The 24443-nt window shown below is 70.9% G+C and carries 25 protein-coding genes; 13 read left to right on the plus strand and 12 right to left on the minus strand.

Going from position 1 to position 24443, the window contains the following annotated elements; genetic code table 11:
• Nucleotides 1-198 precede the first annotated feature (198 nt).
• Nucleotides 199-1359, plus strand: a complete 1161-nt coding sequence (locus ACM9LD_RS06565; RefSeq protein WP_415675928.1) for a steroid 3-ketoacyl-CoA thiolase — start codon at nt 199-201, stop codon at nt 1357-1359.
• 4 nt (nt 1360-1363) lie between these two features.
• Nucleotides 1364-2350: an NAD-dependent epimerase/dehydratase family protein gene (locus ACM9LD_RS06570; protein WP_415675929.1), complete on the plus strand. Its 987-nt coding sequence runs from the start codon at nt 1364-1366 to the stop codon at nt 2348-2350.
• 90 nt (nt 2351-2440) lie between these two features.
• Here ACM9LD_RS06570 and ACM9LD_RS06575 read toward each other — a convergent pair whose 3' ends face one another.
• Together ACM9LD_RS06575 and ACM9LD_RS06580 are read right to left on the minus strand one after the other, a co-directional pair.
• Entirely contained in the window at nt 2441-3346 is a 906-nt protein-coding gene (locus ACM9LD_RS06575) for an SDR family oxidoreductase (RefSeq protein WP_415675930.1), read from the minus strand.
• Between the two features lie 28 nt (nt 3347-3374).
• Entirely contained in the window at nt 3375-4172 is a 798-nt protein-coding gene (locus ACM9LD_RS06580) for an SDR family oxidoreductase (protein ID WP_415675931.1), read from the minus strand.
• Between the two features lie 105 nt (nt 4173-4277).
• On the opposite strand from ACM9LD_RS06580, the gene ACM9LD_RS06585 reads away from it, so the two are divergent.
• From ACM9LD_RS06585 to ACM9LD_RS06600, 4 genes are read left to right on the plus strand one after another with little or no spacing between them, the layout of a single operon-like run.
• Nucleotides 4278-5084, plus strand: a complete 807-nt coding sequence (locus tag ACM9LD_RS06585; RefSeq protein ID WP_415675932.1) for an enoyl-CoA hydratase family protein — start codon at nt 4278-4280, stop codon at nt 5082-5084.
• Nucleotides 5081-5950 carry a CoA transferase subunit A gene (locus ACM9LD_RS06590; protein ID WP_415675933.1) on the plus strand — a complete coding sequence of 290 codons (870 nt, stop codon included), beginning with the start codon at nt 5081-5083 and terminating at the stop codon, nt 5948-5950. The genes ACM9LD_RS06585 and ACM9LD_RS06590 overlap by 4 nt, the downstream gene beginning before the upstream one ends.
• Nucleotides 5947-6690, plus strand: a complete 744-nt coding sequence (locus ACM9LD_RS06595) for a CoA-transferase subunit beta (protein WP_415675934.1) — start codon at nt 5947-5949, stop codon at nt 6688-6690. The genes ACM9LD_RS06590 and ACM9LD_RS06595 overlap by 4 nt, the downstream gene beginning before the upstream one ends.
• Complete coding sequence (locus ACM9LD_RS06600) at nt 6687-7745, plus strand: NAD(P)H-dependent flavin oxidoreductase (RefSeq protein WP_415675935.1); 1059 nt, start codon at nt 6687-6689, stop codon at nt 7743-7745. Before ACM9LD_RS06595 ends, ACM9LD_RS06600 begins: the two co-directional genes overlap by 4 nt.
• A gap of 90 nt (nt 7746-7835) precedes the next feature.
• Here ACM9LD_RS06600 and ACM9LD_RS06605 read toward each other — a convergent pair whose 3' ends face one another.
• Nucleotides 7836-8528 carry an MspA family porin gene (locus tag ACM9LD_RS06605; protein ID WP_415675936.1) on the minus strand — a complete coding sequence of 231 codons (693 nt, stop codon included), beginning with the start codon at nt 8526-8528 and terminating at the stop codon, nt 7836-7838.
• 364 nt (nt 8529-8892) lie between these two features.
• On the opposite strand from ACM9LD_RS06605, the gene ACM9LD_RS06610 reads away from it, so the two are divergent.
• The gene (locus ACM9LD_RS06610) at nt 8893-9591 is read left to right on the plus strand and encodes a response regulator transcription factor (RefSeq protein ID WP_415675937.1); all 699 of its coding nucleotides are present in this window, start codon (nt 8893-8895) and stop codon (nt 9589-9591) included.
• Here ACM9LD_RS06610 and ACM9LD_RS06615 read toward each other — a convergent pair.
• Genes ACM9LD_RS06615 through ACM9LD_RS06630 form a run of 4 tightly spaced genes read right to left on the minus strand, consistent with a single transcriptional unit; the run spans nt 9588 to nt 13349 of the window.
• Nucleotides 9588-10751: an acetyl-CoA C-acetyltransferase gene (locus tag ACM9LD_RS06615; protein ID WP_415675938.1), complete on the minus strand. Its 1164-nt coding sequence runs from the start codon at nt 10749-10751 to the stop codon at nt 9588-9590. The two genes, ACM9LD_RS06610 and ACM9LD_RS06615, sit on opposite strands and share 4 nt — an antisense overlap.
• Entirely contained in the window at nt 10748-11353 is a 606-nt protein-coding gene (locus tag ACM9LD_RS06620; protein WP_415675939.1) for a TetR/AcrR family transcriptional regulator, read from the minus strand. Before ACM9LD_RS06620 ends, ACM9LD_RS06615 begins: the two co-directional genes overlap by 4 nt.
• Nucleotides 11354-11403: 50 nt before the next feature.
• A complete protein-coding gene (locus ACM9LD_RS06625; protein WP_415675940.1) occupies nt 11404-12192 on the minus strand; it encodes an SDR family oxidoreductase in 789 nt (262 codons plus the stop codon).
• Nucleotides 12189-13349 (minus strand): acyl-CoA dehydrogenase family protein, encoded by a 1161-nt coding sequence (locus tag ACM9LD_RS06630; RefSeq protein ID WP_415675941.1) that lies wholly within the window; start codon nt 13347-13349, stop codon nt 12189-12191. The genes ACM9LD_RS06625 and ACM9LD_RS06630 overlap by 4 nt, the downstream gene beginning before the upstream one ends.
• Nucleotides 13350-13461: 112 nt before the next feature.
• Between ACM9LD_RS06630 and ACM9LD_RS06635 the strand changes: the two genes are divergently transcribed.
• The 6 genes from ACM9LD_RS06635 (at nt 13462) to ACM9LD_RS06660 (ending at nt 20085) form a co-directional block, all read left to right on the plus strand.
• Nucleotides 13462-14988 carry a FadD3 family acyl-CoA ligase gene (locus ACM9LD_RS06635; protein ID WP_415675942.1) on the plus strand — a complete coding sequence of 509 codons (1527 nt, stop codon included), beginning with the start codon at nt 13462-13464 and terminating at the stop codon, nt 14986-14988.
• Nucleotides 14985-15893, plus strand: a complete 909-nt coding sequence (locus ACM9LD_RS06640) for an enoyl-CoA hydratase (protein WP_415675943.1) — start codon at nt 14985-14987, stop codon at nt 15891-15893. The genes ACM9LD_RS06635 and ACM9LD_RS06640 overlap by 4 nt, the downstream gene beginning before the upstream one ends.
• Complete coding sequence (locus ACM9LD_RS06645) at nt 15893-17053, plus strand: acyl-CoA dehydrogenase family protein (RefSeq protein ID WP_415675944.1); 1161 nt, start codon at nt 15893-15895, stop codon at nt 17051-17053. The genes ACM9LD_RS06640 and ACM9LD_RS06645 overlap by 1 nt, the downstream gene beginning before the upstream one ends.
• On the plus strand, nt 17050-18063 hold the full coding sequence (locus ACM9LD_RS06650) for an acyl-CoA dehydrogenase family protein (protein ID WP_415675945.1): 1014 nt from the start codon (nt 17050-17052) through the stop codon (nt 18061-18063). Before ACM9LD_RS06645 ends, ACM9LD_RS06650 begins: the two co-directional genes overlap by 4 nt.
• Complete coding sequence (locus ACM9LD_RS06655) at nt 18060-19100, plus strand: acyl-CoA dehydrogenase family protein (protein ID WP_415675946.1); 1041 nt, start codon at nt 18060-18062, stop codon at nt 19098-19100. The genes ACM9LD_RS06650 and ACM9LD_RS06655 overlap by 4 nt, the downstream gene beginning before the upstream one ends.
• A gap of 70 nt (nt 19101-19170) precedes the next feature.
• Nucleotides 19171-20085 (plus strand): SAM-dependent methyltransferase, encoded by a 915-nt coding sequence (locus ACM9LD_RS06660; RefSeq protein WP_415675947.1) that lies wholly within the window; start codon nt 19171-19173, stop codon nt 20083-20085.
• A gap of 1 nt (nt 20086) precedes the next feature.
• Here ACM9LD_RS06660 and ACM9LD_RS06665 read toward each other — a convergent pair whose 3' ends face one another.
• The 5 genes from ACM9LD_RS06665 to hsaA all read right to left on the minus strand — a co-directional run bounded on the left by ACM9LD_RS06665 (nt 20087) and on the right by hsaA (nt 24253).
• Entirely contained in the window at nt 20087-20650 is a 564-nt protein-coding gene (locus ACM9LD_RS06665; protein ID WP_415675948.1) for a peroxidase-related enzyme, read from the minus strand.
• A gap of 72 nt (nt 20651-20722) precedes the next feature.
• Entirely contained in the window at nt 20723-21283 is a 561-nt protein-coding gene (gene hsaB / locus ACM9LD_RS06670; protein ID WP_415675949.1) for a 3-hydroxy-9,10-secoandrosta-1,3,5(10)-triene-9,17-dione monooxygenase reductase subunit, read from the minus strand.
• Nucleotides 21283-22188, minus strand: a complete 906-nt coding sequence (gene hsaC, locus ACM9LD_RS06675; RefSeq protein ID WP_415675950.1) for an iron-dependent extradiol dioxygenase HsaC — start codon at nt 22186-22188, stop codon at nt 21283-21285. The genes hsaB and hsaC overlap by 1 nt, the downstream gene beginning before the upstream one ends.
• Nucleotides 22189-22205: 17 nt before the next feature.
• Nucleotides 22206-23075 carry a 4,5:9,10-diseco-3-hydroxy-5,9,17-trioxoandrosta-1(10),2-diene-4-oate hydrolase gene (gene hsaD / locus ACM9LD_RS06680; protein ID WP_415675951.1) on the minus strand — a complete coding sequence of 290 codons (870 nt, stop codon included), beginning with the start codon at nt 23073-23075 and terminating at the stop codon, nt 22206-22208.
• 2 nt (nt 23076-23077) lie between these two features.
• On the minus strand, nt 23078-24253 hold the full coding sequence (gene hsaA, locus ACM9LD_RS06685) for a 3-hydroxy-9,10-secoandrosta-1,3,5(10)-triene-9,17-dione monooxygenase oxygenase subunit (protein WP_415675952.1): 1176 nt from the start codon (nt 24251-24253) through the stop codon (nt 23078-23080).
• Nucleotides 24254-24443 lie beyond the last annotated feature (190 nt).

A 24443-nucleotide genomic window follows, 5' to 3' on the forward strand; every position in this document is an offset into this window, starting at 1 on the left:
AACATGTTCTACTCATTGAAGCACAGACGCTCCGCTCGTGAGCTAGATTGCGAAGGACGCTGGTTGCACAGCAGTTACACAGGGACGAACCCGTTGCAGCGCCACCACAGGAGGCTCGACAGAGCCGGAGATCGGCGCAACAATCGAGAACGTGCTCTACCCGCTCGGGTCGAGCCGAGAATGTGAGGAACGATCGATATGGGCATCCCCGTCATCGTCGACGCCGTCCGCAGCCCCATCGGCAAGCGGGGTGGCTGGCTGAGCGGACTGCACCCCGCCGAACTCCTCGGCGGCACCGTCACCGCCCTCCTCGAGCACGCCGGCGTCGATCCGGCACAGGTCGAGCAGATCATCGGCGGCAACGTCACCCAGGCCGGCGAGCAGGCCGGCAACATCACACGCACGGCCTGGCTCAACGCCGGCCTGCCCGAGCTGACCGGCGCCACCACGATCGACGCGCAGTGCGGCTCCGCGCAGCAGGCCACCGGCCTGATCGCGGGCCTCATCGCGACCGACGCGATCGAGGTCGGCGTCTCGTGCGGCGTCGAATCCATGAGCCGCATCCCGCTGGGCGCGAACCGGCCGGAGGGCCTCGGCACCTCCCGGCCCCCGTCGTGGACCGTCGACATGCCCAACCAGTTCCTCGCCGCAGAGCGGATCGCCGAGCGCCGCGGCCTCACCCGCGAGGACATCGACGCCTTCGGCCTCGCCTCCCAGCGCAAGGCCCTGCAGGCCTGGCAGGAGGGTCGGTTCGACCGCGAGGTCGTCTCGCTCAAGGCGCCCGCCATGGCCGACGGTGCGCCCACCGGCGAGACGATCGAGGTCTCCCGCGACCAGGGCCCGCGCGAGAGCACCGCGGAGGGGCTCGCCAAGCTCAAGCCCATGCTCGACGGGGGCCGGCACACCGCGGGAACCTCCTCCCAGGTGTCCGACGGTGCCGCCGCTGTCCTGCTCATGGACTCCGACCGCGCCGCCGCGCTCGGCCTGAAGCCGCGCGCCCGGATCGTCTCGCAGGCCCTCGTCGGCGGAGAGCCGTACTACCACCTCGACGGCCCGATCCGCGCCACCGAGCGCGTGCTCGAGCGCTCCGGCCGCTCGCTGAGCGACATCGACCTGTTCGAGGTCAACGAGGCCTTCGCCTCCGTCGTGCTGTCCTGGCAGCAGGTGATCGGCCCCGACCCGGACAAGGTCAACGTCAACGGCGGCGCCATCGCGCTCGGTCATCCGGTCGGCTCCACCGGCGCGCGGCTCATCACCACCGCTCTGCACGAGCTGGAGCGTCGCGACGCGTCGACCGCTCTCATCGCGATGTGCTGCGGCGGCGCGATGGCGACCGGCACCATCATCGAGCGGATCTGAGCCGATGCGCGTAGCAGTCACCGGCGCGGCCGGATTCGTGGGCGGAAACCTCCTGCAGCAGCTCGTCGAGCAGGGGCACGAGGTGGTCGCGATCGACCGCACCAGCTCGCCGCACGCCCCGGATGGTGTGCGCTGGGTGCAGGCCAGCGTGCTCGAGCCCGCGGAGATGCGTGCGGCGTTCGAGGGCGTGGAGGTGGTCTACCACCTGGTCGCCATGATCACCCTGCGGATGCAGGACGAGGCCGCGTGGCGACTGAACACGGAGGGCGTGCGCGTGGTCGCGCGCGCGGCGCTGGACGCGGGCGTGCGGAAAATGGTGCACCTCAGCTCCATCCACGCCTTCGATCAGGACCTCGTCGACGTCATCGACGAGACCGCGCCGCGCTCCGAGCGACCCGAGATCCCCGTCTACGACCGGTCCAAGTGGGCGGGCGAGCAGGAGCTCCGCAAGGTCATCGACGACGGCCTCGACGCCACCATCTGCAACCCCACGGGCGTGTGGGGCCCGGCCGATCACGGCGCGGCCCTCTCCCGGCTGAATCGGCTCGCGCACACCGCGGCCCGCGGCCGGATGCCCGCCTTCGTATCCAAGGCCGGCTTCGACCTGGTCGACGTGCGCGACGTCGCGACGGGCGTCATGCTCGCGGCGGAGAAGGGGCGCACGGGCGAGAACTACCTCCTCGGTGGGGAATTCGCGCCGATCATCGACGCCATGCGGCTCTCGGCGCAGGCCGCAGGGAAGTCGGGACCGCGGGTGGCGGTGCCGATCGGGGCGCTCGCCGCGATCATGCCCGTGCTCGAGCCGATCAACACCCGGCTCGGGTCGGACGTGCTCTCGAAGGCGGCCCTCGGGCCACTCTTCGCCTCTCCGCTGGTCGATATCAGTAAGGCCCGCAACGAGCTCGGCTACGCCCCGCGGTCGATGGCGACCACCGCCACCGAGCTGGTGCGCTTCTTCGCGGAGTCCGGCCGCCTCGGCGCCCGGGCCTGAGCCCCCACAGACTCGGCACCTCCCCTCGCCGAGACGCGGCCGGCCGCACGGAGATCCCCTCCCCGTGCGGCCGGCATCGTCGTCTCGGGGTCAGGCCCCGTACACGGGCTCCGGCTCCGGCCCCTCGGCGATCAGTTCGCGCACGACGGTACCCAGCTCCGACGGCACCCAGCGGGCGCCCTTGTCGCGCTGCGGGCCGTGCCGCCAGGCCTGCGCGACGGACACCTTGCCGCCCTCGACCTCGAACACCCGGCCCGTGACATCGGCGGACTCGACGCTGCCGAGCCACACCACCAGCGGCGAGATGTTCTCGGGCGCCATCGCGTCGAAACCGCCCTCGGGCGCGGCCATGTCGTCGGCGAAGGTCACCTCGGTCATGCGGGTGCGCGCGGCGGGCGCGATCGCGTTGACGGTGATGCCGTAGCGCCCCATCTCAGCGGCGGCCTGGATCGTCATCTCGGCGATGCCCGCCTTGGCGGCGGCGTAATTGCCCTGGCCCACGCTGCCGAGCAGGCCGGCGCCGGAGCTGGTGTTGATGACTCGGGCATCGGGCTGCCGCCCCGCCTTGGACTCGTCGCGCCAATAGCCCGCCGCGTGGCGCAGCATGGCGAAGTGCCCCTTGAGGTGCACCCGGGTCACCGCGTCCCACTCCGCCTCGGACATGTTCACCAGCATCCGGTCGCGGAGGAAGCCCGCGTTGTTCACCAGCACGTCCAGCCGGCCGAACTCGTCGATCGCGCTGCGCACCAGCGCCTGCGCGCCGTCCCAGTCCGCGACGTCGGAGGCGTTCGCGATCGCGCGGCCGCCCGCGGCACGGATCTCATCCACGACCTGCTGGGCGGGGCCCGACGAGGCGTCCGCGCCGTCGAGCCCGACGCCGTAGTCGTTGACCACCACGGCCGCGCCCTCCGCGGCGTAGGCGAGCGCGTGCGCGCGGCCGATGCCGCGGCCCGCGCCGGTGACGATGACGACGCGACCGTCGACGATTCCTGCCATTGTTCTTCTCCTCGTTCGTGGTTCGGATCTACCGCGCGTCGCGCTCGGCGTTCGCCGCGGCCAGGAAGGCGGGGCGTTCGCCGCCGCCGTGGACGAGCAGTGTCGCGCCGCTGACGTAGGACGCGAGCGCCGAAGCCAGGAAGGCGGCGCACGCCCCCACCTCCTCGGGGTCGGCGAGCCGGCCCAGGGGCACGGTTGCGCCGATCGCCGCGATCCCGGCGTCGTCGCCGTAGTGCTGCTCGGCGGCCTCGGTGCGCACCATGCCCACATCGAGCGCGTTCACGCGCACCGCGGGCGCCCACTCCACCGCGAGGCTCGCGGTGAGCGAGTCGAGACCGGCCTTCGCCGCCCCGTAGGCGGCCGTGCCGGGCGACGGACGCGTGGCGCTGACGCTCGAGACGTTGACGATCGCCCCGCCGCCGGCCTCCTGCATCACCGCGTTCGCGCGCTGCGCGACCAGCAGCGGGGACAGCAGATTGAGCCCGACGACCTTCTCGTGGAACCGGGGCGACGCCGTGGCCGCGTCCGAGAAGGGCGCTCCCCCGGCGTTGTTGACGAGCACGTCGAGCCGGCCGTGCCGCTCGACGATGCCCGCGATCAGAGCGTCGACCTGCTCGGGCTCGCGGACGTCGGCGGCCACGAATTCGGCGACGGCACCGTCGGCCTCGACCGGGCTCTCGGGTTCCCTGCGGGCGCACACCACCACCGTGGCGCCCTGCCGGAGGAAGACGCGGGCGATGCCCGCGCCGATCCCCCGGACGCCGCCGGTGACCAGCACCACCGCGCCGTCGAGTCCGAGATCGCGCCCCGCAGGTGCGTTCGCCACAAGATTCACCACTTCCCATTCCGGTCGGCCGGGCTTCGGTGGTAGCGTACCAAGCAATTGCTAGGTTTAGATCACGTTCTACCTGTCTACCTCGAAGGAGTCGGTGTGCCTTCACCGATCACGACCACCGTCGACGAGCCCGGGATCCATACGATCACCGTCGACGCGCCGCCCGTCAACGCCCTCACCGTGCAGGGCTGGTTCGACCTCGCGAGCGCCATCACCGAGGCCGGGCGCGACCCGTCGTGCCACGTCGTGGTGGTGCGCGCGGAGGGCCGCGGGTTCAACGCCGGCGTCGACATCAAGGAGATCGACGCGGCGCAGGCCGCCGGCGACGGCTACGGCGCCCTCATCGGTGCGAACCAGGGCTGCGCCGCGGCCTTCTCCGCGGTCTACGACTGCGCGGTGCCCGTGATCATCGCGGTGAACGGCTTCTGCCTCGGCGGCGGCATCGGCCTCGTCGGCAACGCGGACGTCGTGGTCGCCTCCGACGACGCGACCTTCGGCCTGCCCGAGGTGGACCGCGGCGCGCTCGGCGCCGCGACGCACCTCGCCCGGCTCGTGCCGCAACACCTGATGCGCACCCTGTACTTCACCGCCGGGACGATCACCGCCCAGCAGCTGCATCATTTCGGCTCGGTGTACCGCGTGGTGCCCCGCGCCGAGCTCGACGGCGCCGCCCTCGAGGTGGCACGGGCCATCGCCGCCAAGGACACCCGCGTGATCCGCAAGGCGAAGGAGGCGATCAACGGGATCGACCCGGTGAACGTCCACACCAGCTACCGGTTCGAGCAGGGCTTCACCTTCGAACTCAATCTCGCGGGCTACTCGGACGAGCACCGCCGCGAGTTCGTCTCCACCGGCCGCACGGTCGGCGAGGCGAACGACGACGCAGCACAGGAGAACGCATGACCGACAAGACCATGACCGCCGAGCAGGTGGTCGCCGAACTCGAGGACGGCATGACGCTGGGCATCGGCGGCTGGGGCTCGCGGCGCAAGCCGATGGCCCTGGTGCGCGCGATCCTGCGCTCCGACCTCAAGGACCTCACCGTGGTGTCCTACGGCGGGCCCGACGTGGGTCTGCTCGCCGCGGCCGGGAAGATCCGGAAGCTGGTGTTCGGGTTCGTCACCCTCGACACCGTGCCGATCGACCCGAACTTCGCGCGCGCCCGCCAGTCCGGCGCGTTCGAGGTCGCGGAGTGGGACGAGGGGATGTTCGCCGCCGGCCTCAAGGCCGCGGTGCAGCGCCTGCCCTTCCTGCCGATCCGCGCGGGCCTCGGTTCGTCGGTGATGGACGTCAATCCGGACCTGCGCACCATCGTCTCCCCCTACGCCGACGGCGAAGAGCTGGTGGCGGTTCCGGCACTGCGGCTCGACGCCGCGCTCGTGCACATGAACCGCGCCGACGCCCGGGGGAACGCCCAGTACCTGGGCCCCGACCCGTACTTCGACGACGACTTCGCGCTGGCCGCCGATCGCTGCTACGTCTCGTGCGAGCGGATCGTCCCGACCGAGGAGCTGGTGGCCGGCGGGCCCGTGCAGTCGCTGCTCATCAACCGCAGCGCCGTTGCCGGCGTGGTGGAGACGCCGAACGGCGCGCACTTCACCACCGCCGCCCCCGATTACGGGCGCGACGAGAAGTTCCAGCGGCACTACGCCACCAGCGCCAAGGATCCCGCCGCGTGGGCCGCGTTCGAGCAGCGCTTCCTCTCCGGCGACGAGGCGCACTACCAGGCTGAAGTGGCCGCGTGGGCGGCGGAGGAGACGACCAAATGACCGACATCACCCGCGCCGAGGTGTGCGTGACCGCGATCGCCGACCTGTTCCGCGGCGACGGCGAGATCACCGCCAGCCCGATGGGCCTGATCCCCTCTCTGGGCGGGCGCCTCGCACGCCTGACCTTCGCCCCCGACCTTCTGCTCTCCGACGGCGAGGCCTACCTCGTCGCCGACGCGGCGAACCCGTCCGCCGGCATCGAGGGCTGGCAGCCCTTCAAGAAGGTGCTCGACGTGGTGGTCCCGAACGGTAAGCGCCACGTCATCATGGGCGCAAGCCAGATCGACCGGTACGGCAACCAGAACATCTCCGCGATCGGCGAGCACCGGGCACCGTCGCGCCAGTTGCTGGGCGTGCGCGGCGGCCCCGGCAACACGGTGAACAACCGGACCTCGTACTGGATCCCGAAGCACTCGAAGCGCGTCTTCGTGGAGTCGGTCGACGTCGTCAGCGGAGTGGGCTACGACCGGGCGCGCGCGGCCGGGCCGTCCGCCTCGCGGTTCCACGACATCCACCGCGTGGTCACCGATCTCGCCGTCCTCGGCTTCGGTGACGACGGTGCGATGACGCTGCTGTCGGTGCACCCGGGTGTCACGGAGGACCAGGTGCGCGAGGCCACGGGCTTCGCGCTGGCCGGCTCCGACGTGCCGGAGACCCGGGTGCCCACCGCCGAGGAGCTCGACCTGATCCGCACCGTGGTGGACCCGAAGAACCTGCGCAGCAAGGAGGTCCCGGCATGACGCTGCGGACCCCGTTCACCGAGCTGGTCGGCGTCGAGCACCCCGTCGTCCAGACCGGCATGGGCTGGGTCTCCGGGGCCCATCTGACCGCGGCCACCGCGAACGCCGGCGGCCTGGGGATCCTCGCGTCCGCGACCATGACCTACCCCGAGCTCGAAGCCGCGATCCGTAAGACCAAGGAGCGCACCGAGAAGCCCTTCGGCGTCAACCTGCGGGCGGACGCGGAGGACGCGCAGCAGCGCGTGGATCTCCTCATCCGCGAGGGCGTCAGGGTGGCGTCGTTCGCGCTCGCCCCGAAGCCGGACATGATCGCGAAGCTCAAGGATGCCGGGCTAGTCGTGATCCCGTCTGTCGGCGCGGCACGGCATGCGGAGAAGGTGGCCTCGTGGGGCGCCGACGCCTTGGTCGTGCAGGGCGGCGAGGGCGGCGGCCACACCGGTGGCGTCGCCACCACGCTGCTCCTGCCATCGGTCCTCGACGCCGTGGACATCCCGGTGGTCGCCGCCGGCGGCTTCTTCGACGGCCGTGGCCTGGCCGCGGCGCTCGCCTACGGGGCCTCCGGCGTCGCCATGGGCACCCGCTTCCTGCTCACCCGCGACAGTCGGGTACCCGAGTCCGTGAAGGCCGAGTACCTGCAGCGCGGACTCGGCGACACCGTGGTCACCACCAAGGTCGACGGGATGCCGCACCGAGTACTGCGCACCGCGCTGGTGGACGCCCTCGAGCGCTCACACGGCGTCGCGACGCTCGCACACGCCGCCCTCAACACCGTCCGCTTCCAGGCACTGACCGGCGTTTCGTGGAAGGGCCTCGTCGGCGAGGGACTCGCGATGAAGAAGAGCGGTGATCGCTCGTGGAGCCAGCTCATGATGTCGGCGAACACGCCGATGCTGTTGCGCGCCGGCCTCGTCGAGGGAAACACCGACGCGGGGGTCCTCGCCTCGGGCCAGGCGGCCGGGATCATCGACGACCTCCCGACGGTGGCCGACCTCATCAGCCGGATCGTCGCGGACGCGGAGTCGCGGCTCGACGAACTCGCGCGACTACGCGCCTGATCCCGCCCGGCCGCGGTGACGCGGCCGGGGAAGGGACACGGGCCGGCGGCGGATTCTGCGGAGGACCCCGCCGCCGGTCCGGTCTCGACATCAGGCGAAGCGCATGACCTCGCTGTAGACGGTCTTGGAATCGTCGAAGGTCCGGGACGAGACCTTGAGCGTCGCGTAGGCGACGGCGTCGACGCTGCCGATGCAGCCCTCGATGCTCACCCTCTTCTCTCCGAACCGCACCCCGAAGGACTCTCCAGCCTTCGGCTTCTCGATGTCCTTGGTACCCACGGGGAGGTAGACGATGGCGCCCGGCGCCGTCTTGATGACCTGGTTCTGCGTCAGGCCCAGCGATCCGCCGACTCCCACGATGGCGGCGCCCGCCGCGGGAATGCTGCCCGCGAGCGCCCCGGCGGCACCGATGGTCTGGTTGCTGCCGATCCACGACTCGAAACCGCCGTCCTTGACGCCGCACGCGACGACGTAGCCGACCTCGACGGAGGCCGCATCGGCGCCCGCGCCGCTCGCCAGGACCGTCGCCTCCGCCTTGCCGTCCACGTACGCGAGGCGCGACTTGTTGTCGCCGGCGAGGGGCGGGAACAGCTTCGCCTTGAGGTCCTTCAGGGCGATCTTCGCGCGCAGTCCCTCGGGCGAGCTCAGGTTCTGGGTCGCGCCCTTCACCGGCCCGGACGGGTTCTGCGGGGTGATCTGGGCTGCCGCTTGGCCGGCGGCGGCCGCCGACATCATCGCGGTCACCGTGACCGCGCCCGCTACGACGACGCTGAAACGTCTCACTGTTCGACTCCTTCGTGTCCACTCGTTCGAGATGCCCCACCGAAGCACGCCATCGAACTATTCACCAACACGAATCGTTGTTCGCGCCGGCGCTTGCGACAAAAGTCGACACCACGCGACCATTCTGCAGCAATCTTCACCAACTCGACACCAGGGGGAGCGAATCCGAACTGAACATGCATGCGCTGGGACGATCCGGCGATGTTGAGAGAATGCTGTCTTACTTGGTCGCCACCCGAGAGGGCGACGACGACTCGGTCCGGTGACCTCGGACGATCACTCGCTAGCACCACACCATCGCGAAACAACAGGGAACATGGGTATAGTCACTTTGCTATCCCGCACTCAATGAGGAGGTGTTCGAGTGCAGATCCTGTACCTCACGCCGGTGCCCGCGGATCGGGCTCGGCGAGGCGGTGACGCCCTTCGCGCACTCGGGCATCAGGTCACGGAATCGGCGCTGACGTCGCCGCTTCCCGCCCCGGCGCTGGCAGCCACGGACGCCGTCATCGTCGCCGCGGACGGCGCGACGGGGACCGACGCGTGCCGCGAAGTCCGGCGCGTGACGGGGGTGCCCGTACTGGTCCTCGCCTCCCGGCACGACGAGGTCGACACCATCGCCGACCTCGCCGTCGGCGCGGACGACGTGGTCGCGCCGCCCGTCTCCGCGCGCGAGATCGACGCGCGACTCCGAGCGATCCTGCGCCGTTCACGGACGGCCGGTGCCGTCTGCTCTCTCAGTTGCGACACCCACGAAGCGTCCGGCTCCGAGATCGTGGTCGAGCCCAGTGGGCTCCGCATCGACGTCCGCCGGCAGACCGTCACGCGGGACGGACGGCCGATCGCCCTCACCACCACCGAGTTCCGGCTGCTGATCGCCCTCGCCGAGCGTCGCGGAGTGCCCCAGTCACGCGAATCGCTCCTGACGCTCGCGTGGGGCCACGGCTTCCACGGGAAATCGCGGATCGTGGACAACGCGGTCCAACGCCTGCGCGGGAAGATCGACACCCCTGCCTGGCACCATGTTCACAGCGTGCGCGGGTTCGGCTACGTGCTGCGCTAGATCCGTTCGATGATGGTGACGTTCGCGGTGCCGCCGCCCTCGCACATCGTCTGCAGGCCATAGCGCCCACCGCGCCGCTCGAGTTCGTGCAGCAGCGTGGTCATCAGCTTGGCACCGGTCGCACCCAGGGGGTGGCCCAACGCGATGCCGCCTCCGTTGACGTTGACCTTCTCGTGTGGGATGCCCAGCTCGTCCATCCAGGCCAGCGGCACGGAGGCGAAGGCCTCGTTGCACTCGAAGAGATCGATGTCGGCGACGGTGAGCCCCGTCTTCTGCAGCGCGTACTGTGTGGCCGGGATCGGGCCGGTGAGCATCCACACCGGATCCGCGGCACGCACCGAGATGTGGTGGATACGCGCCCGCGGCCGCAGCCCGTGGCGCTCGACGAAGTCCGCGGAGGCCACCATGACCGCGGCCGCGCCGTCGGCGATCTGGCTGGCGACGGCGGCGGTGATCGCGGATCCCTCGGCGAGCGGGGCGAGACCCGCCATCTTCTCCAGCGTGGTCCCCCGACGCGGCGTCTCGTCTATCGCGAAATCCTCGACCGGGGCGATCTCCGCCTCGAACCGGCCCGCGTCGGTGGCCGCGACCGCCCGTTCGTGGCTGGCGAGCGCGAACTCCTCCATCCTGGCGCGGGAGACGCCCCACTTCGTGGCGATCATGTCGGCGCTGGTGAATTGGGAGACCTCGACGTCGCCGTACCGCTCGCGCCAGCCGGCCGAGCCGGAGAACGGATCGTCGAACCCGTACTCGCGGCCGGCGAGCATGGCCGCGCTGATCGGGACCGCGCTCATGTTCTGCACGCCGGCGGCGACCACCGCGTCCGCGGTCCCGGACAGGATCGCCTGCGCCGCGAAGTGGACCGACTGCTGGCTCGATCCGCACTGCCGGTCGACGGTGACCCCGGGCACGTGCTCGGGCAGTCCGGCGGCGAGCCAGGACGTGCGGGCGATGTTGCCGGACTGCGGGCCGATGGTGTCGCAGCAGCCCATGATCACGTCGTCGACGAGCTCCGGGTCGACGCCGGAACGCAGGACGGAGGCGCGCAGGACGTGCGCGCCGAGGTCGGCGGAATGCACCGTCGACAACGAACCGCCGCGCTTGCCGGACGGGGTGCGTACCGCGTCGAGGATGTAGGCGCCGGGGGCGAGGTCGGTCATGGCTGCTCCTTCTCGGGGCTGGCGATCCCGTGTTCGAGGATCGTGAGGTACTGGTCGGCGACCGTTCCGACGGGCAGTTGCCCGCCGGGCCGGTACCAGCGGACCGCGACCCAGACGGTGTCGCGGAGGAAGCGGTAGGTGACGTCGACGTCGAGATCCGCTCGGAAGTCGCCGGATTCGATACCACGCGTGATGATGCCGCGCCACATGGAGCGGAACTCCTGCAGGAAGTCGGCGATGTAGGCGAAGCGCTCCTGCTGCGCGAGGCCGCGCGCCTCGGCCTGGTAGATCGCCACGGCGTCGGGACTCGCGTCGATCGCCGCGAAGGAGGCGATGACGCAGCCGCGCAGCTGGTCCCGCGGGGCCACGGTGGTCGCCAGCACCGCGCGGTACTCGCCGAAGAGGCGGTCGAGGAAGTCCCGGAGGATCTCGTCGAGCATCGACTCCTTGGAGTCGAAGTGGTGGTACAGGCTCCCCGAGAGGATGCCCGCGGCATCGGCGATGTCGCGCACGGTCGTCGCGCGGTAGCCGTTCTCCGCGAACAGCTTCGCGCTCAGGGCCAGGACCTCCGCGCGGCGCGCGGAAGGGTCCGGCTTAGGCATATTGACTGGTCACCGAGACCACCTCGCGGTCATGGAGGGACGGCACTGATCTACGCATGCTGACTGCTCACCGAGACCACCTCGCCGGTCATATAGGAACTGTAATCGGAGGCGAGGAACACGATCACGTTCGCGACCTCCCAGGGCTCGGCGGCGCGCCCGAAGACCTCGCGGCGCGAGAGCTCGTCGAGCAGCTCGTCGGAGGTGACCTTCGCGAGGAAGGCGTGCATCGCGATGCTGGGCGAGACGGCGTTGATCCGGACGCCGTGCGGCGCCGCGTCGACCGCGGAGCAGCGGGTCAGCGCCATCACGCCCGCCTTCGCGGCGGCGTAGTGCGCCTGCTCGGCCTGCGCGCGCCAGCCGATCACGGAGGCGTTGTTGACGATGACCCCGCCCCCGCCCTGCGCGATGAACCGGTTGATGGCGGCGCGGGTGGCGCGGAAGGTCCCCGTGAGGGTCACGTCGAGCACGCGGGACCACTGCTCGTCGGTCATGTCCTGCACGGCGACGCTGCCGCCGAGGCCGGCGTTGTTGACCAGCACGTCGATCCGGCCGTAGTGCTCGGCAGCGCCGTCGAGCAGGGCCTGCACCTGCTCCTCGACGGTGACATCGCAGGTGATCGCGTGCACGCGGTCACCGAACTCGGCGGCGAGCTCGTCGCGCTTCTCGCCCAGGCGGCGCTCGTGCCAGTCGGAGATCACCACGCGGGCGCCCTCCTCGAGGCAGCGCCGCGCGGTCGCCGAGCCGATGCCGGTGCCTGCGGCCGCGGTGACGACGACGACCTTGTCCTCGACGAGGTTGCGTCCCTGGGGGTACGGAGGTGCGGGGATGGCGCTCACGGGCGGGCCTCTCTCGGCAGGCCGAGCACGCGCTCGGCGATGATGTTGCGCTGGATCTCGTTGGAGCCGCCGTAGATCGTGTCGGCTCGGGTGAACAGGTAGAGGCGCTGCCAGTCGTCCAACTCGGGGTCCGCGAGCATCCCGGCGGCCCCGCGCACTGTCATCGCGATCTCGCCGAGCCGGCGGTGCCAATTGGCCCACAACAGCTTCGCGACCTCGGCGGTGCCGGTCTCGGCGGAGCCGAGGGTTCGGAGGGCGTGCGCCCGCATCACGTCGAGGTCGGTCCAGGCCCGGCGCAGGGCGTCGGCCACCTCGGGGCGGTCGGCCGCGCCGGTGTCGAGGGCCAGGTCGGTGAGGGCCTGCAGTTCGCGCCGGAAGCCGATCTGCTGACCGAGGGTGGCGACGCCGCGCTCGAAGGCGAGCGTCCCCATGGCGACGCGCCAGCCCTGGCCGGGCTCGCCGACCACGTTGGCGGCGGCGGTGCGGGCACCGTCGAAGAAGACTTCGTTGAACTCCGAGGTGCCGGTGAGCTGGACGATCGGCCGGACCTCGACGCCGGGCTGGTCCATGGGGACGAGCAGGTAGGACAGGCCCTTGTGCCGGGCGGAGCCGGGCTCGGTGCGGGCGACCACGAAGCACCAGTCGGCGACGTGTGCGAGGGAGGTCCAGACCTTCTGTCCGGAGACGACCCATTCGTCGCCCTCTAGGCGCGCGGTGGTGCTGACGTTGGCGAGGTCGGAGCCGGCGCCGGGCTCGGAGTAGCCCTGGCACCACAGCTCGCGGACGTCGCGGATGGCGGGCAGGAAGCGCGCCTTCTGCTCGTCGGTGCCGAAGGCGATGAGCGTGGGGCCCAGCAGCTCCTGGCCGAGGTGCGAGACCTTGGCGGGCGCCCCCGCCCGGGCGTACTCCTCGTGGAAGATCACCTGCTGCGCGATGCTGGCCCCGCCGCCGCCGTTCTCGGCCGGCCAGCCGATGCAGTTCAGCCCGGCGGCGGCCAGGTGGCGTTCCCAGGCGATGCGCTCGTCGAAGAACTCGTGCTCGCGCCCCGGGCCGCCCGCGCCGCGGAGTCCGGCGAACTCGCCGGACAGGTTGGTCGCGAGCCAGTCGCGGATCCGCGCCCGGAATTCCGCGTCCGTCTCGCCGCTCGCCGTGGCCACGGCACTCCCTTCGCCATCCACCAAGCAATTGCTTGGTGGAATCAGGTTACACAGACTCGACTCGCACTGTAACGTGTTCTACCAAGCACTTGCTAGGCAGAAGGGTTTGCGCATGTCACGCACCATCGCAGCGGCGCTGCGCGACGCCGCGGAGCGGTTCGGCGAGCACACCGCCGTGGTTGACGGCGACCTGCGGATCAGCTACGCGGATCTGCACGGTCGTGCCCGCGACGTCGCCCGGGCGTTCCTCGCGGAGGGGATCCGACGGGGCGACCGCGTCGCCGTCTGCGCGCCGAACGGACACGAGTGGATCGAGGCCGCACTCGGCGCCGCGTACATCGGCGCGGTACTTGTCCCCGTCAACACCCGGTACACCGGGCCGGAGATCGTCGACCTGCTCGTGCGCACCCGCGCCCGGGCCTTCGTGGTGGCCGGCCCGTTCCTCGGCGTCGACCGGCTCGAGCTCGTCCTCGAGACCGCCGGCGGCCTCCCCGCGGACATCGCCTCGGTCCTCCGCCTTCCGGAGTGGGACGGGGTCCCGGCGCGCGGCGCACGGATCACCGATGCCGAGCTCGACGGTGCCGCCGCTGCGGTGACACCCGACGACCCGTCGGACATCTTCTTCACCTCCGGCACCTCCGGCCGGAGCAAGGGCGCGATGAGCACCCACGCTCAGACCTTGGCGAACGCCGCGAATTGGGCCGAACTCGTGGGCGTCACCGACGCGGACCGCTACCTGATCCTGAGCCCCTTCTTCCACATCTTCGGGTACAAGGCGGGGGTGCTCGCCGCGCTCCAATCCGGTGCGACGATCCACCCCGCGCAGACCTTCGACGTCCTGGTCGCGTTCGACCTCATTCAACGGGAGCGGATCTCGGTCCTCCCCGGCGTGCCGACCGTGCACCAGATGCTGCTCGACCACCCGGACCGCGGGCGGTACGACCTGTCGAGCCTGCGTGCCGCGACCACGGGCGCGGCCACCATTCCCGTCGTCCTGATCGAGCGCATGCGCGCCGAGCTGTACGAGCGCGTGCTCACCGCGTACGGCCTCTCGGAGGCCCCCGTCGTCACGATGTGCCGGGCGGACGACGCCCCCGAGGTGATCGCCACGACCTCCGGCCGGGCGGTGCGCGACATGGAGGTGCGGATCGCGGACGACGGGGAGATCCTGGTGCGCGGCCCCAACGTGATCGCCGAGTACTTCGAGGATCCCGAGGCGACGGCCAAGGCCTTCGACGCCGACGGCTGGTTCCACACCGGCGACGCCGGATCGATGGACGATGCGGGCAACCTGCGGATCACCGACCGCATCAAGGACATGTTCACCAACGGCGGGTTCAACGTCTACCCGGCGGAGATCGAGCAGGTGATCGCCCGGATCCCCGGCGTCGCCGAGAGCGCCGTGGTCGGCGTCCCCGAGCCGCGCCTCGGCGAGGTCGGCAAGGCCTTCGTCGTGCTCACCGCCGGACGCGAGCTGACCGAGGACGCCGTGATCGAGCACTGCCGGGAGTTCCTGGCCAACTTCAAAGTCCCCCGCAGCGTGGAGTTCGTGAGCGAGCTGCCGCGCAACGCGACCGGAAAGGTGCTCAAACGCGTCCTGCGTGGCGAGCCCGACCCTGCAGCAGGAGAGAAGCGATGACCGACAGCACGCCCGCCCCCGACGCGAACACCGAGGCGGAGGTGGTGACCTACGAGGTGCGCGGCCCCGTCGCCGTGGTCACCCTGAACCGTCCCGAATACCGCAACGCGCAGAACTCGGCCATGACCTACGCGCTCGACGCCGCCTTCGTGCGCGCGGTGGAGGACCCGGCGGTCAAGGTGATCGTGCTGGCGGGCAACGGGAAGCACTTCTCCGCCGGCCACGACATCGGCACGCCGGGCCGCGACGTCGACCAGCACTTCGAGAACAAGGCCGTGCTCTGGTGGGATCACGTGGGCCGCGAGGGCGGCGACCAGCGCTTCGCCCGCGAGTCCGAGGTGTACCTCGGCATGTGCCGGCGCTGGCGCGAGATCCCGAAGCCCGTGATCGCCTCGGTGCAGGGCGCCTGCATCGCGGGCGCGCTGATGCTGGCGTGGAGCTGCGACCTCATCGTCGCCTCCGACGACGCCTTCTTCTCGGATCCGGTGGTGCGCATGGGCATCCCCGGCGTCGAGTACTTCGCGCACCCGTGGGTCATGGGCCCGCGCGCCGCCAAGGAGTTCCTGTTCACGGGTGACCGCTTCACGGCGCAGCAGGCCAAGGAATGGGGCATGGTCAACCGCGTCGTGCCCCGCAGCGAGCTCGAGGAGGAGACGCTCGCGCTCGCCGAGCGGATCGCGGACATGCCGAGTTTCGGCCTGGCACTGACGAAGAAGGCCGTCAACCAGTGCGAGGACCTCATGGGCATGCGCGCCGGCATGGACTCGGTGTTCGGCCTGCACCACTTCGCGCACGCGCACAACGCGGAGGTCTCGGGCGGCGATTCCCTCGGCGGGCAGAGCGCCAAATCGATGGCGTCCGGGGCGCGCAGCGCGACCGGCGACTCCGCGCGGAAGGCCGAGTAGTGGACCTCGAGTTCGACGACGCCGACGTCGCGTTCCGCGACGAGGTGCGCGCCTGGCTCGCCGCGAACGTGCCGGCCGAGCCCCTCTCCTCGTTCGACACCGCCGAGGGCTTCGCCGCGCATCGCGCGTGGGAGGCGAAGCTCGCCGACGCCGGGCTGGCCGCGGTCTCCTGGCCGGCCGAGTTCGGCGGGCGCGACGCGACGATGCTGCAGTGGGTGATCTTCGAGGAGGAGTACTACGCCGCGGGTGCACCGCTGCGGGTGAACCAGAACGGCCTGTTCATGCTGGCGCCCACCCTGTTCAGTCACGGCACCGACGAGCAGCGCGCCCGGATCCTTCCCGCGATGGCCCGCTCGGAGCGGGTGTGGGCGCAGGCCTGGTCGGAGCCGGAGGCGGGCAGCGACATCGCCTCGCTGCGCTCGACCGCGACGCGCGTCGACGGGGGCTGGACGCTCTCGGGTCAGAAGACGTGGAGCTCCCGCGCCGCCTTCGCCGACGGTGCCTTCGGCCTGTTCCGCAGTGAGCCCGGGTCGGAGCGCCACCGCGGCTTGACCTACCTGATGTTCGACCTGCGTGCGCCGGGAGTGACCGTGCGTCCGATTCCCCAGCTCGACGGCGAGCCCGGCTTCGCGGAGATCTTCCTCGACGAGGTCTTCGTGCCCGACGCCGACGTGATCGGCGAGCCCGGCCAGGGCTGGCGCGTCGCGATGACGACGGCCAACAACGAGCGCGGTCTCTCACTGCGCAGCCCTGGCCGCTTCCTCTCGGCCGCCGACGCCCTCGTCGACCTGTGGGAGCGCGAGGACGGCGACACTTCCAGCGCCGACGCTCAGCGCGTCGCCGACGCCTGGATCGGGGCGCGCGCGTACCAGCTGTACACCTTCGGCACCGTGACCCGCCTGCAGGACGGCGGCGAGCTCGGCCCGGAATCGAGTGTGAACAAGCTGTTCTGGAGCCACCTGGACGTGGCGCTCCACGAGACCGCCCTCGACCTGCTCGGCCCGCGCGGCGAACTCACCGGCGAATCCGCTCCCGACGAGGGTCGCTGGCCGGCCGGCTACCTGTTCTCGCTGGCGGGCCCCATCTACGGCGGCACCGACCAGATCCAGCGCAACACCATCGCCGAGCGTCTCCTCGGCCTACCTCGGGGAGCCCGATGAGATTCGCACCGTCGCAGGAGAACGAGGCCTTCGCGGAGTCGCTCGACGATCTGCTCTCGCGGGTCGGCGTGGTGGCCGCGGCCCGCGCGTGGGCCGGCGGCGACAGCGGGCCCGGCCGGAAGGTCTGGGCGGCGCTCGCCGACCTCGGCGTGACCGGCCTCGCGATCCCGGAGGAGCACGGCGGCGTCGGCGGCGACCCCGTCGACCTCGCCGTCGCCTTCCAGGCCTTGGGGTATCACGGCGTGCCCGGACCGATCGTCGAGTCCATCGCAGTGCTGCCCGCGCTGCTCAGCGACCCCGGGCACCTCCGTTCCCTCGCGGACGGTGCGATCGGCACCGTCGCCCTCGCGCCGCGCACCCCGTTCCTGCTCGACGCCGACGTCGCCGACCTCCGCTTCGTCGTCGGGCCCGACGGTGCCGTCGCGGAGGTGAAGGCCCCGTCGACCGCCCCTCTGGGCTCGGTCGACCGGACCCGGCGCCTCTTCCCCACGGAATTGAACGACGTTCTGGAGGGAGAAACCGCAGGTCGCAATCTCCAGAACGTCGTTCAATCGGCAGAGGTGGCCGGGGCGTTCGCGGTGGCGGCGCAGCTGCTCGGCGCCGGGCGACGGCTGCTGGACGACACCGTCGAGTACGCGAAGGCCCGCGCCCAGTACGGCAAGGCGATCGGCGAGTACCAGGCGATCAAGCACCTCCTCGCCGACGTGGCGACGCGGCTCGAGCTGGCGGCGCCGCTCCTGAGCGGCGCCGCTGTGGCGCTGTCGGGCAACGCCTCCCGCGGCGTCGATCTCGATCCCGCGCGCGACGTCGCGGCGGCGCGGGTGGCCGCCGCGGACGCCGCCTACCTGGCCGCGCGGACCGCGCTCCAGGTGCACGGCGCGATCGGCTACACCGCGGAGTACGACCTCGGCCTGTGGATCACCAAGGTCCGGGCCCTGCAGTCGGCGTGGGGAACCCAGGCCGAGCACCGAGCGACGGTGCTCGACGCGGTCCGGAAGGCGGCGCGATGAGCTCGGAACTGGACGATCTGGCGGCCGCGGTCCGCAGCGTCATCGACCGGCGGTGGTCGCCGGCGGGGCTGCGCACCGCGATCGATTCCGCCGAGGGCTACGACCGCGGCCTGTGGTCGGTGCTGTGCGAGCAGGTCGGCGTCGCCGCGCTGGCGGTCCCCGAGGCGCACGACGGCCTCGGCGCGGGGGTGTGCGCACTGCAGACGGTGGCGGAGGAGTTGGGACGACACCTGGTCCCTTCGCCCTTCCTGGGCTCCGCGGTGCTCGCGACGGCGCTGCTCGCCGACACCGACGAGGCCGAGCTGCTGGCCGGCCTCGCGAGCGGCGCGCGGATCGCCGCCGTCGCCTTCGCCGGCGACGACTTCGCCGCGCGCCCGATCATCGCGACCGACGGGAGGCTCTCCGGGACAGCGCGATTCGTCCTCGACGGTGACCTCGCCGACGATCTTCTCATCGTCGCGGGCGACGAGCTGTACCTCGTCGACGGCGCCGCGGCGGCCCGCAGGCACACCCCGTCGATGGACCCGACGCGGAGGTTCGCGGAGGTCGCCCTCGACGGGGTGCCCGCCCGCCTCCTCCGAGACGACGCGCGCGCCGCGCTGGACCGCGCGCTCGACGTCGCGTGCGCGGTCCTCGCGGCCGAGCAGGCCGGCGCGGCGGCACAGGCGCTGGCCGTCACCGTCGAGTACGCGGGCTCCCGCGTGCAGTTCGGCCGGCCGATCGGCTCCTTCCAGGCCCTCAAGCACCGGATGGCGGACATGTTCGTCCTCGTCGAGTCGGCCCGGTCCGCGGCCCTCGCGGCGGGCGAGGCCCTCGACCGCGGCGACGAGGACGCGGCCCTCGCAGTCGCGACAGCGAAGGCCTACTGCTCCGAGGCGTTCAGCGCCGTCGCGGCCGAGATGATCCAGCTACACGGCGGGATCGGCATCACCTGGGAGCACGACGCGCACCTGTACTTCAAGCGCGCGCACTCCTCGTCGCAGCTGTTCGGCGACCCGGCGTACCACCTGGCCCGCCGGGAGCTGACGCATTCCTGAAACATGTTCTTGCCGGACCTTCGGCCGCAAGGTACTTTCGTAGACGAACTACTTGCGAAAGGAAACGCGGATGGCGGACACCACGCGCGCGGACGGCGACACCTGGACCATCACGACCAGCGTGGGCTTCACGGCCCTGCTGGTCGCCGCGGCGCGGGCCGTGGAGACCGAGCGCGCCGACGCGCTCGCGCGCGACCCGTACGCGCGGGTCTTCCTCGAGGCCGCGGGCGATCCCCGTGCCATCGCTCTGGCCGATGCCGGTGACGGCGCGGGCAATCCGATGGCCGCGACCCGCCACCTCGGCGTGCGCACCCGCTACTTCGACGACTTCGTGGCGGCCGCGGTCGCGGCGGGCGTGCGGCAGATCGTCATCCTCGCGGCGGGACTGGACTCCCGCGCCTACCGGCTCGACCTGCCCGCCGGCACCGTCGTCTACGAGCTCGACCAGCCGGAGGTCCTGGCGTTCAAGGAGTCGACGCTCGCCGAGCGCGGCGCGGCGCCCGCGGCGGAGCTCCGCCACGTCCCCGTCGACCTGCGCGACGACTGGCCGGCCGCGCTGCAGTCCTCCGGGTTCGACGGTGCGGTACCCACCGCCTGGCTGGTCGAGGGCCTGCTCCCCTATCTGCCCGCCGCAGCGCAGGTATTACTCTTCGAGCGGATCGTCGAACTCTCCGCGCCGGGGAGCCGGGTCGCCGTGGAAGGCCAGAACGGACCGCTCGACCTCGACGGCTTCCGCGCGATCACGGAGAAGTACTCGCAGAAGGGGAATCCTCTCGGCGACTTCGACGTGACCTCGCTGTTCGTCGCCGACGAGGACCGTTCCGATCCGGCCGAATTCCTCACCGCGCAGGGGTGGACCGTCACCCGGGCGGGGAACCCGGTGGAACTGGGCCGCAGCTACGGCGTGCAGGACACCGTCCCCGCGGACGCGTCGCTCATGGCCGACACGATCGGCTACTTCAGCGCTGCGCTGCCCGCCGACTGAGTCACCGTGCGGCGGAGTGGTACTCCGGGTTCGGCCGCATGTCGATCGCCGAGGCGAGCCGGTTGGTCATGTTGAAGAAGGCCGCGGTGTTGGCGATGTCGTAGACGTCGCGGTCGGTGAACCCGGCATCGCGGAGCCGCTGCCGGTCGGGCTCGTCCATCTTCGACGGGAATTCCGTGAGCTTCTCCGCGAACTCGAGCATGGCCCGTTGCTTCGGCGGCAGCTCCGCGGCGCGGAAGTTCATCACCAGCATCTCGCCGAGGACCGGGTCGCCCGACAGCTCCCGCACCGCGGCGCCGTGCGCGGTGAGGCAGTAGAAGCACTTGTTCACCGAGGACACGACCACGGCGATCATCTCGCGCTCGAGCTTGCTCAGGCCCGAATCGCCGAGCATGAGGTCGTTGTAGGTGTCGCTGAAGGCGCGCAGCTTGGCCTCGTCGAAGGTCAGCGACTGCAGGACGTTCGGCACCATGCCGAGCTTCTCGCGGCAGATCTCGAAGTACGTCCGCGTGCCCTCGCTCAGCTCGCCCGCGGGCAGGTCGAGCGCGGTGATCCGCTCCGTCATGTCATCTCCTCGTACGAACGCCAGTGCCCTTCCTGACTACCAGGAAGGGCACTGCGCCACGGCGGGTTCGGTTCAGATCCAGTCGTCGCCGACGGGCCAGGTGAGGAACGAGTCCAGCGACAGGGTGCGCGGGAGGGCCTCGCCGGGATCGGTCACGGTCTGCGTGTACCGGCCCTTGTAGAAGAGCAGCGGCCGCCCGGCGTTCGGCGCGCTGAGCTCGAGCACCCGGCCGATCACGATGTGGTGATCGCCGCCGTCGTGCACCGTCTCGACGGCGCAGTCGATCCAGCTGAGCGCACCGTCGAGCAGCGGCGAACCGGTGCGCGAGGGCTTCCACGCGACCGCACCGAACTTGTCCGGGTGCCGCGAGCCGAAGACCGAGCTGACGTCCTGCTGGCCCTCGCCGAGCACGTTGACGGCGAACCGCCCGGTGCGCTCGATGGTGCGCCAAGCGCCCGACGTCTTCATGGGGCAGAACAGGACCAGGGGCGGATCGAGGGACAGCGCCGAGAAGGACTGGCAGGCGAAGCCCACGGGCCCCTCCTCGTCCGCGGCGGTGATCACCGTGACGCCGGTGCAGAAATGCCCCATCGCGGTGCGGTAGTCGAGCGGTTCTATCACGGGGGCGGTCATCACTGCTCCTTGAAGCCGATGGAGAAGTCATGGCCCCAGAGGCTGACCGCGGTCGACTCCCGCGCGATCCAGTCGTCGTTCTCGACTTCGAGTCCCTCGCAGCCGAACTCGATGTCGAAGCCGCCCGGCGTCTTCATGTAGAAGGACAACATCTTGTCGTTGATGTGCCGGCCGAGGGTGGCGGACATCTTGACCTTCTTGCGGTTCGCGCGGTCGAGGGCGAGGCCGACGTCGTCGGAGTTCTCCACCTCCACCATGAGGTGGACGATCCCCGTCGGGTTGGGCAGTGGCAGGAAGGCGAGCGCGTGGTGGCGCGGGTTGCAGCCGTAGAACCGCAGCCACGCCGGGTCTCCGTCCGCGGGGCGCCCCACCATCTGCGGGGGCAGGCGCATCGAGTCGCGGAGCCGGAAGCCGAGCACGCCCTGGTAGAACTCCTGCGCAGCCGCGTCGTCCGTGCAGGTGAGCACGACGTGGCCGAGCCCCTGTTCGCCGGTGACGAACCTGTGGCCGTACGGGCTGACGAACCGCCGACCCAGGTACTGCGCCCCGTGGAAGGCCTCGAGCGTGTTGCCCGCCGGGTCCTGGAACCGGATCAGGCCTTCGACACGGCGCTCGGCCTTCTCGTCCTTGGTGCCCTCCTCGAAGGCGACGCCCGCGGCGGTGAGGGTGTCGCGGAGCTCCTGCAGGCCGAGGGCGTCGGTGACCTCCCAGCCCGAGACCAGGAGGCGGTCCTTCTCGCCGGGCACGATCACCAGGCGGGCAGCGAAATCGTCCATGCGCAGGTAGAGGGAATCGGGGTCGTTGCCCGTCCCCTCCATCATCCCGAGCACCTTCAGCCCGTACTCGCGCCAGGCCGCCACGTCGGTGGCCTCGATGCGCATGTACCCGAGCGCCTTGATCGCCATGTACGTGCTTCTCCTTGTCAGCCGGCCAGGAAATCGGCCGTGAGCCGGTTGAACTCGTCGAACTTCTCGAGCTGCGCCCAGTGGCCGCACTGCCCGAAGACGTGCAGCTGGGCGCGCGGGATCTGCTTGAGCGCGAGCAGGGCACCGTCGAGCGGATTGACCCGGTCCTCGCGGCCCCAGATCATGAGCACGGGCTGGCGCAGCTTGTAGGCGTCGCGCCAGAGCATGCCCTTCTCGTAGTCCGCGGACGCGAAGGACTTGCCCATGGCCTTGAACGCGGCGATCGCCTCGGGGTCGAGCGCGAGCTCGAAGCGCTCCTCGACGAGCTCGGGCGTGATCATCTTCTGGTCGAAGACCATGATCCGCAGGAAGTCCTCGAGCCGCTCCTTGCTGGGCGCGGCGTAGAACTTCTGCAGGGTGCGCAGGCCCTCGGTGGGGTCCGGCGCGAAGGTGTTCACGCTGAGGCCGCCCGGGCCCATGAGCACGAGCCGCCCCGCCCGCTCCGGGAAGTCGAGGGCGAACCGCACCGAGGTGCCGCCGCCGAGCGAATTCCCCACCAGGTGCACTCGTCCCGTGATGCCGAGCGCATCGAGCAGGCCGGCGAGCGCCGTCGCGCTGTGCACGAAGTACTGCGGGTGCTCGGTCGGCTTGTCGGACCGGCCGAAGCCCGGCTGGTCGACGGCGAGCACGTGGAAGCGCTGCGCCAACACCGGGATGTTGCGCCCGAAGTTGCTCCACGAGGAAACGCCGGGGCCGCTGCCGTGCAGCAGCACGACGGTGCCGTTGGCGCGGTTCTCCTCGCCGGCCTCGTGATAGTGCAGTGTGAGGCCGGCCGCCGTGGTGGCGAACTTCCCCTCCTTGAGGACGTCCACGTCCGTGTCCGGCATGCCTAGACCATCCCGTCCATGACGGGCAGGCCGAACTCGCCGGTGCCGAACATCTTGTAGGCGCGCTCGGGATCGTTCGCGGCGTGCACGCGGCCGGCGTGGGCGTCGCGCCAGAACCGCTGGATCGGCGTGCCCTCGGCCAGCGCGCGACCGCCCGAGTTCTCGAACATGCGGTCCACGGCGAAGATCGCCCGCTCGGTGCCGCGCACCTGATCGCGACGGACCTTGAGACGCAGGTTGAACGGGATCTTCTCGCCGGCCTTGACCAGCGCGTACTCCTCGTTGATGTTGGAGATCAGCTGGAGCCACGCCGCGTCGATCTCGCTGCCCGCCTCGGCCACGCGGACCATGGCGAACGGGTCCTCCTTCGCGGACTCGCCCGCGTAGGCGGCGCGCACGCGCTTGCGCTGGTGCTCGACGTGCGCGTCGTAGGCGCCCTGCGCCATGCCGATGATCGGGGCGGTGATCGTGGACGGATGCACCGAGCCGAAGGGCAGCTTGTAGAGCGGGCTGGTGTTGACCTCCTGGCCCGGGCCCTTGCACTTGCTGACCAGCTGGAAGCTGAGGGCGCGGTGCTCGGGGACGAAGACGTCGTCCACCACGATGTCGTTGCTGCCGGTGCCGCGGAGGCCGACGGTGCGCCACACGTCGTTGATCGTGTAGTCGCTGATCGGCACGAGGTAGGTCAGGAAGTCGACGGGCTTGCCGTCCTTGAACGCGGGCCCGCCGAGCAGCGCCCAGGTGCCGTGGTCGCAGCCGGAGGAGAAGCTCCACTTGCCCGACAGGCGGTAACCGCCCTCGACGATCTCCGACTTGCCCATCGGGGCGTACGACGAGGAGATCAGCGTGTCCTGGTCCTCGCCCCACACCTCCTGCTGCGCGCGGTCGTCGAACAGAGCCACGTTCCACGGGTGGATGCCGAGGATCGAGGAGACCCAGCCGGTGGAACCGCAGGCGCTCGCCAGCATCTTGACCGCGGTGTAGAACGCCACCGGATCGGCCTCGAAACCGCCGTAGCGCTTCGGCTGCAGCAGGCGGAAGAAGCCGCTCTGCTGCAGCGCCTTGATGGACTCGGCCGGGATCCGGCGCGCGTCCTCCGTCTCCTGCGCCCGGTCCCGGAGGGTGGGCAACAGCTCCGCCACCTCAGCCAGCACCGCGTCGACGCTCTGATCGCTCATCTTTCCTCGCCTCCTGAAGACCCTCTGGCGAACCCCGAAGTCCGCCGTTGGAATCGATACTAGAACACGTTCTCATTTTCTGACGCGAAACGCTACATCAAAGGTTCGGATCCACCTATCTTGCTGATGTAACCGGTTTCGAGACCGTCCGAGGAGAGCCATGCCCGAGAGCCGCCGCCCCGTCCCCGCC

Source organism: Tsukamurella hominis (assembly GCF_965137015.1).
Taxonomy (GTDB): Bacteria; Actinomycetota; Actinomycetes; order Mycobacteriales; family Mycobacteriaceae; genus Tsukamurella; species Tsukamurella hominis.

Coding starts and splice junctions, on each gene's coding strand:
- ACM9LD_RS06565 (WP_415675928.1), top strand. CDS start 199: ATGGGCATCCCCGTCATCGTCGACGCCGTCCGCAGCCCCATCGGCAAG.
- ACM9LD_RS06570 (WP_415675929.1), top strand. CDS start 1,364: ATGCGCGTAGCAGTCACCGGCGCGGCCGGATTCGTGGGCGGAAACCTC.
- ACM9LD_RS06575 (WP_415675930.1), bottom strand. CDS start 3,346: ATGGCAGGAATCGTCGACGGTCGCGTCGTCATCGTCACCGGCGCGGGC.
- ACM9LD_RS06590 (WP_415675933.1), top strand. CDS start 5,081: ATGACCGACAAGACCATGACCGCCGAGCAGGTGGTCGCCGAACTCGAG.
- ACM9LD_RS06595 (WP_415675934.1), top strand. CDS start 5,947: ATGACCGACATCACCCGCGCCGAGGTGTGCGTGACCGCGATCGCCGAC.
- ACM9LD_RS06600 (WP_415675935.1), top strand. CDS start 6,687: ATGACGCTGCGGACCCCGTTCACCGAGCTGGTCGGCGTCGAGCACCCC.
- ACM9LD_RS06615 (WP_415675938.1), bottom strand. CDS start 10,751: ATGACCGACCTCGCCCCCGGCGCCTACATCCTCGACGCGGTACGCACC.
- ACM9LD_RS06620 (WP_415675939.1), bottom strand. CDS start 11,353: ATGCCTAAGCCGGACCCTTCCGCGCGCCGCGCGGAGGTCCTGGCCCTG.
- ACM9LD_RS06635 (WP_415675942.1), top strand. CDS start 13,462: ATGTCACGCACCATCGCAGCGGCGCTGCGCGACGCCGCGGAGCGGTTC.
- ACM9LD_RS06640 (WP_415675943.1), top strand. CDS start 14,985: ATGACCGACAGCACGCCCGCCCCCGACGCGAACACCGAGGCGGAGGTG.
- ACM9LD_RS06650 (WP_415675945.1), top strand. CDS start 17,050: ATGAGATTCGCACCGTCGCAGGAGAACGAGGCCTTCGCGGAGTCGCTC.
- ACM9LD_RS06655 (WP_415675946.1), top strand. CDS start 18,060: ATGAGCTCGGAACTGGACGATCTGGCGGCCGCGGTCCGCAGCGTCATC.
- ACM9LD_RS06660 (WP_415675947.1), top strand. CDS start 19,171: ATGGCGGACACCACGCGCGCGGACGGCGACACCTGGACCATCACGACC.
- ACM9LD_RS06665 (WP_415675948.1), bottom strand. CDS start 20,650: ATGACGGAGCGGATCACCGCGCTCGACCTGCCCGCGGGCGAGCTGAGC.
- hsaB (WP_415675949.1), bottom strand. CDS start 21,283: ATGACCGCCCCCGTGATAGAACCGCTCGACTACCGCACCGCGATGGGG.
- hsaC (WP_415675950.1), bottom strand. CDS start 22,188: ATGGCGATCAAGGCGCTCGGGTACATGCGCATCGAGGCCACCGACGTG.
- hsaD (WP_415675951.1), bottom strand. CDS start 23,075: ATGCCGGACACGGACGTGGACGTCCTCAAGGAGGGGAAGTTCGCCACC.
- hsaA (WP_415675952.1), bottom strand. CDS start 24,253: ATGAGCGATCAGAGCGTCGACGCGGTGCTGGCTGAGGTGGCGGAGCTG.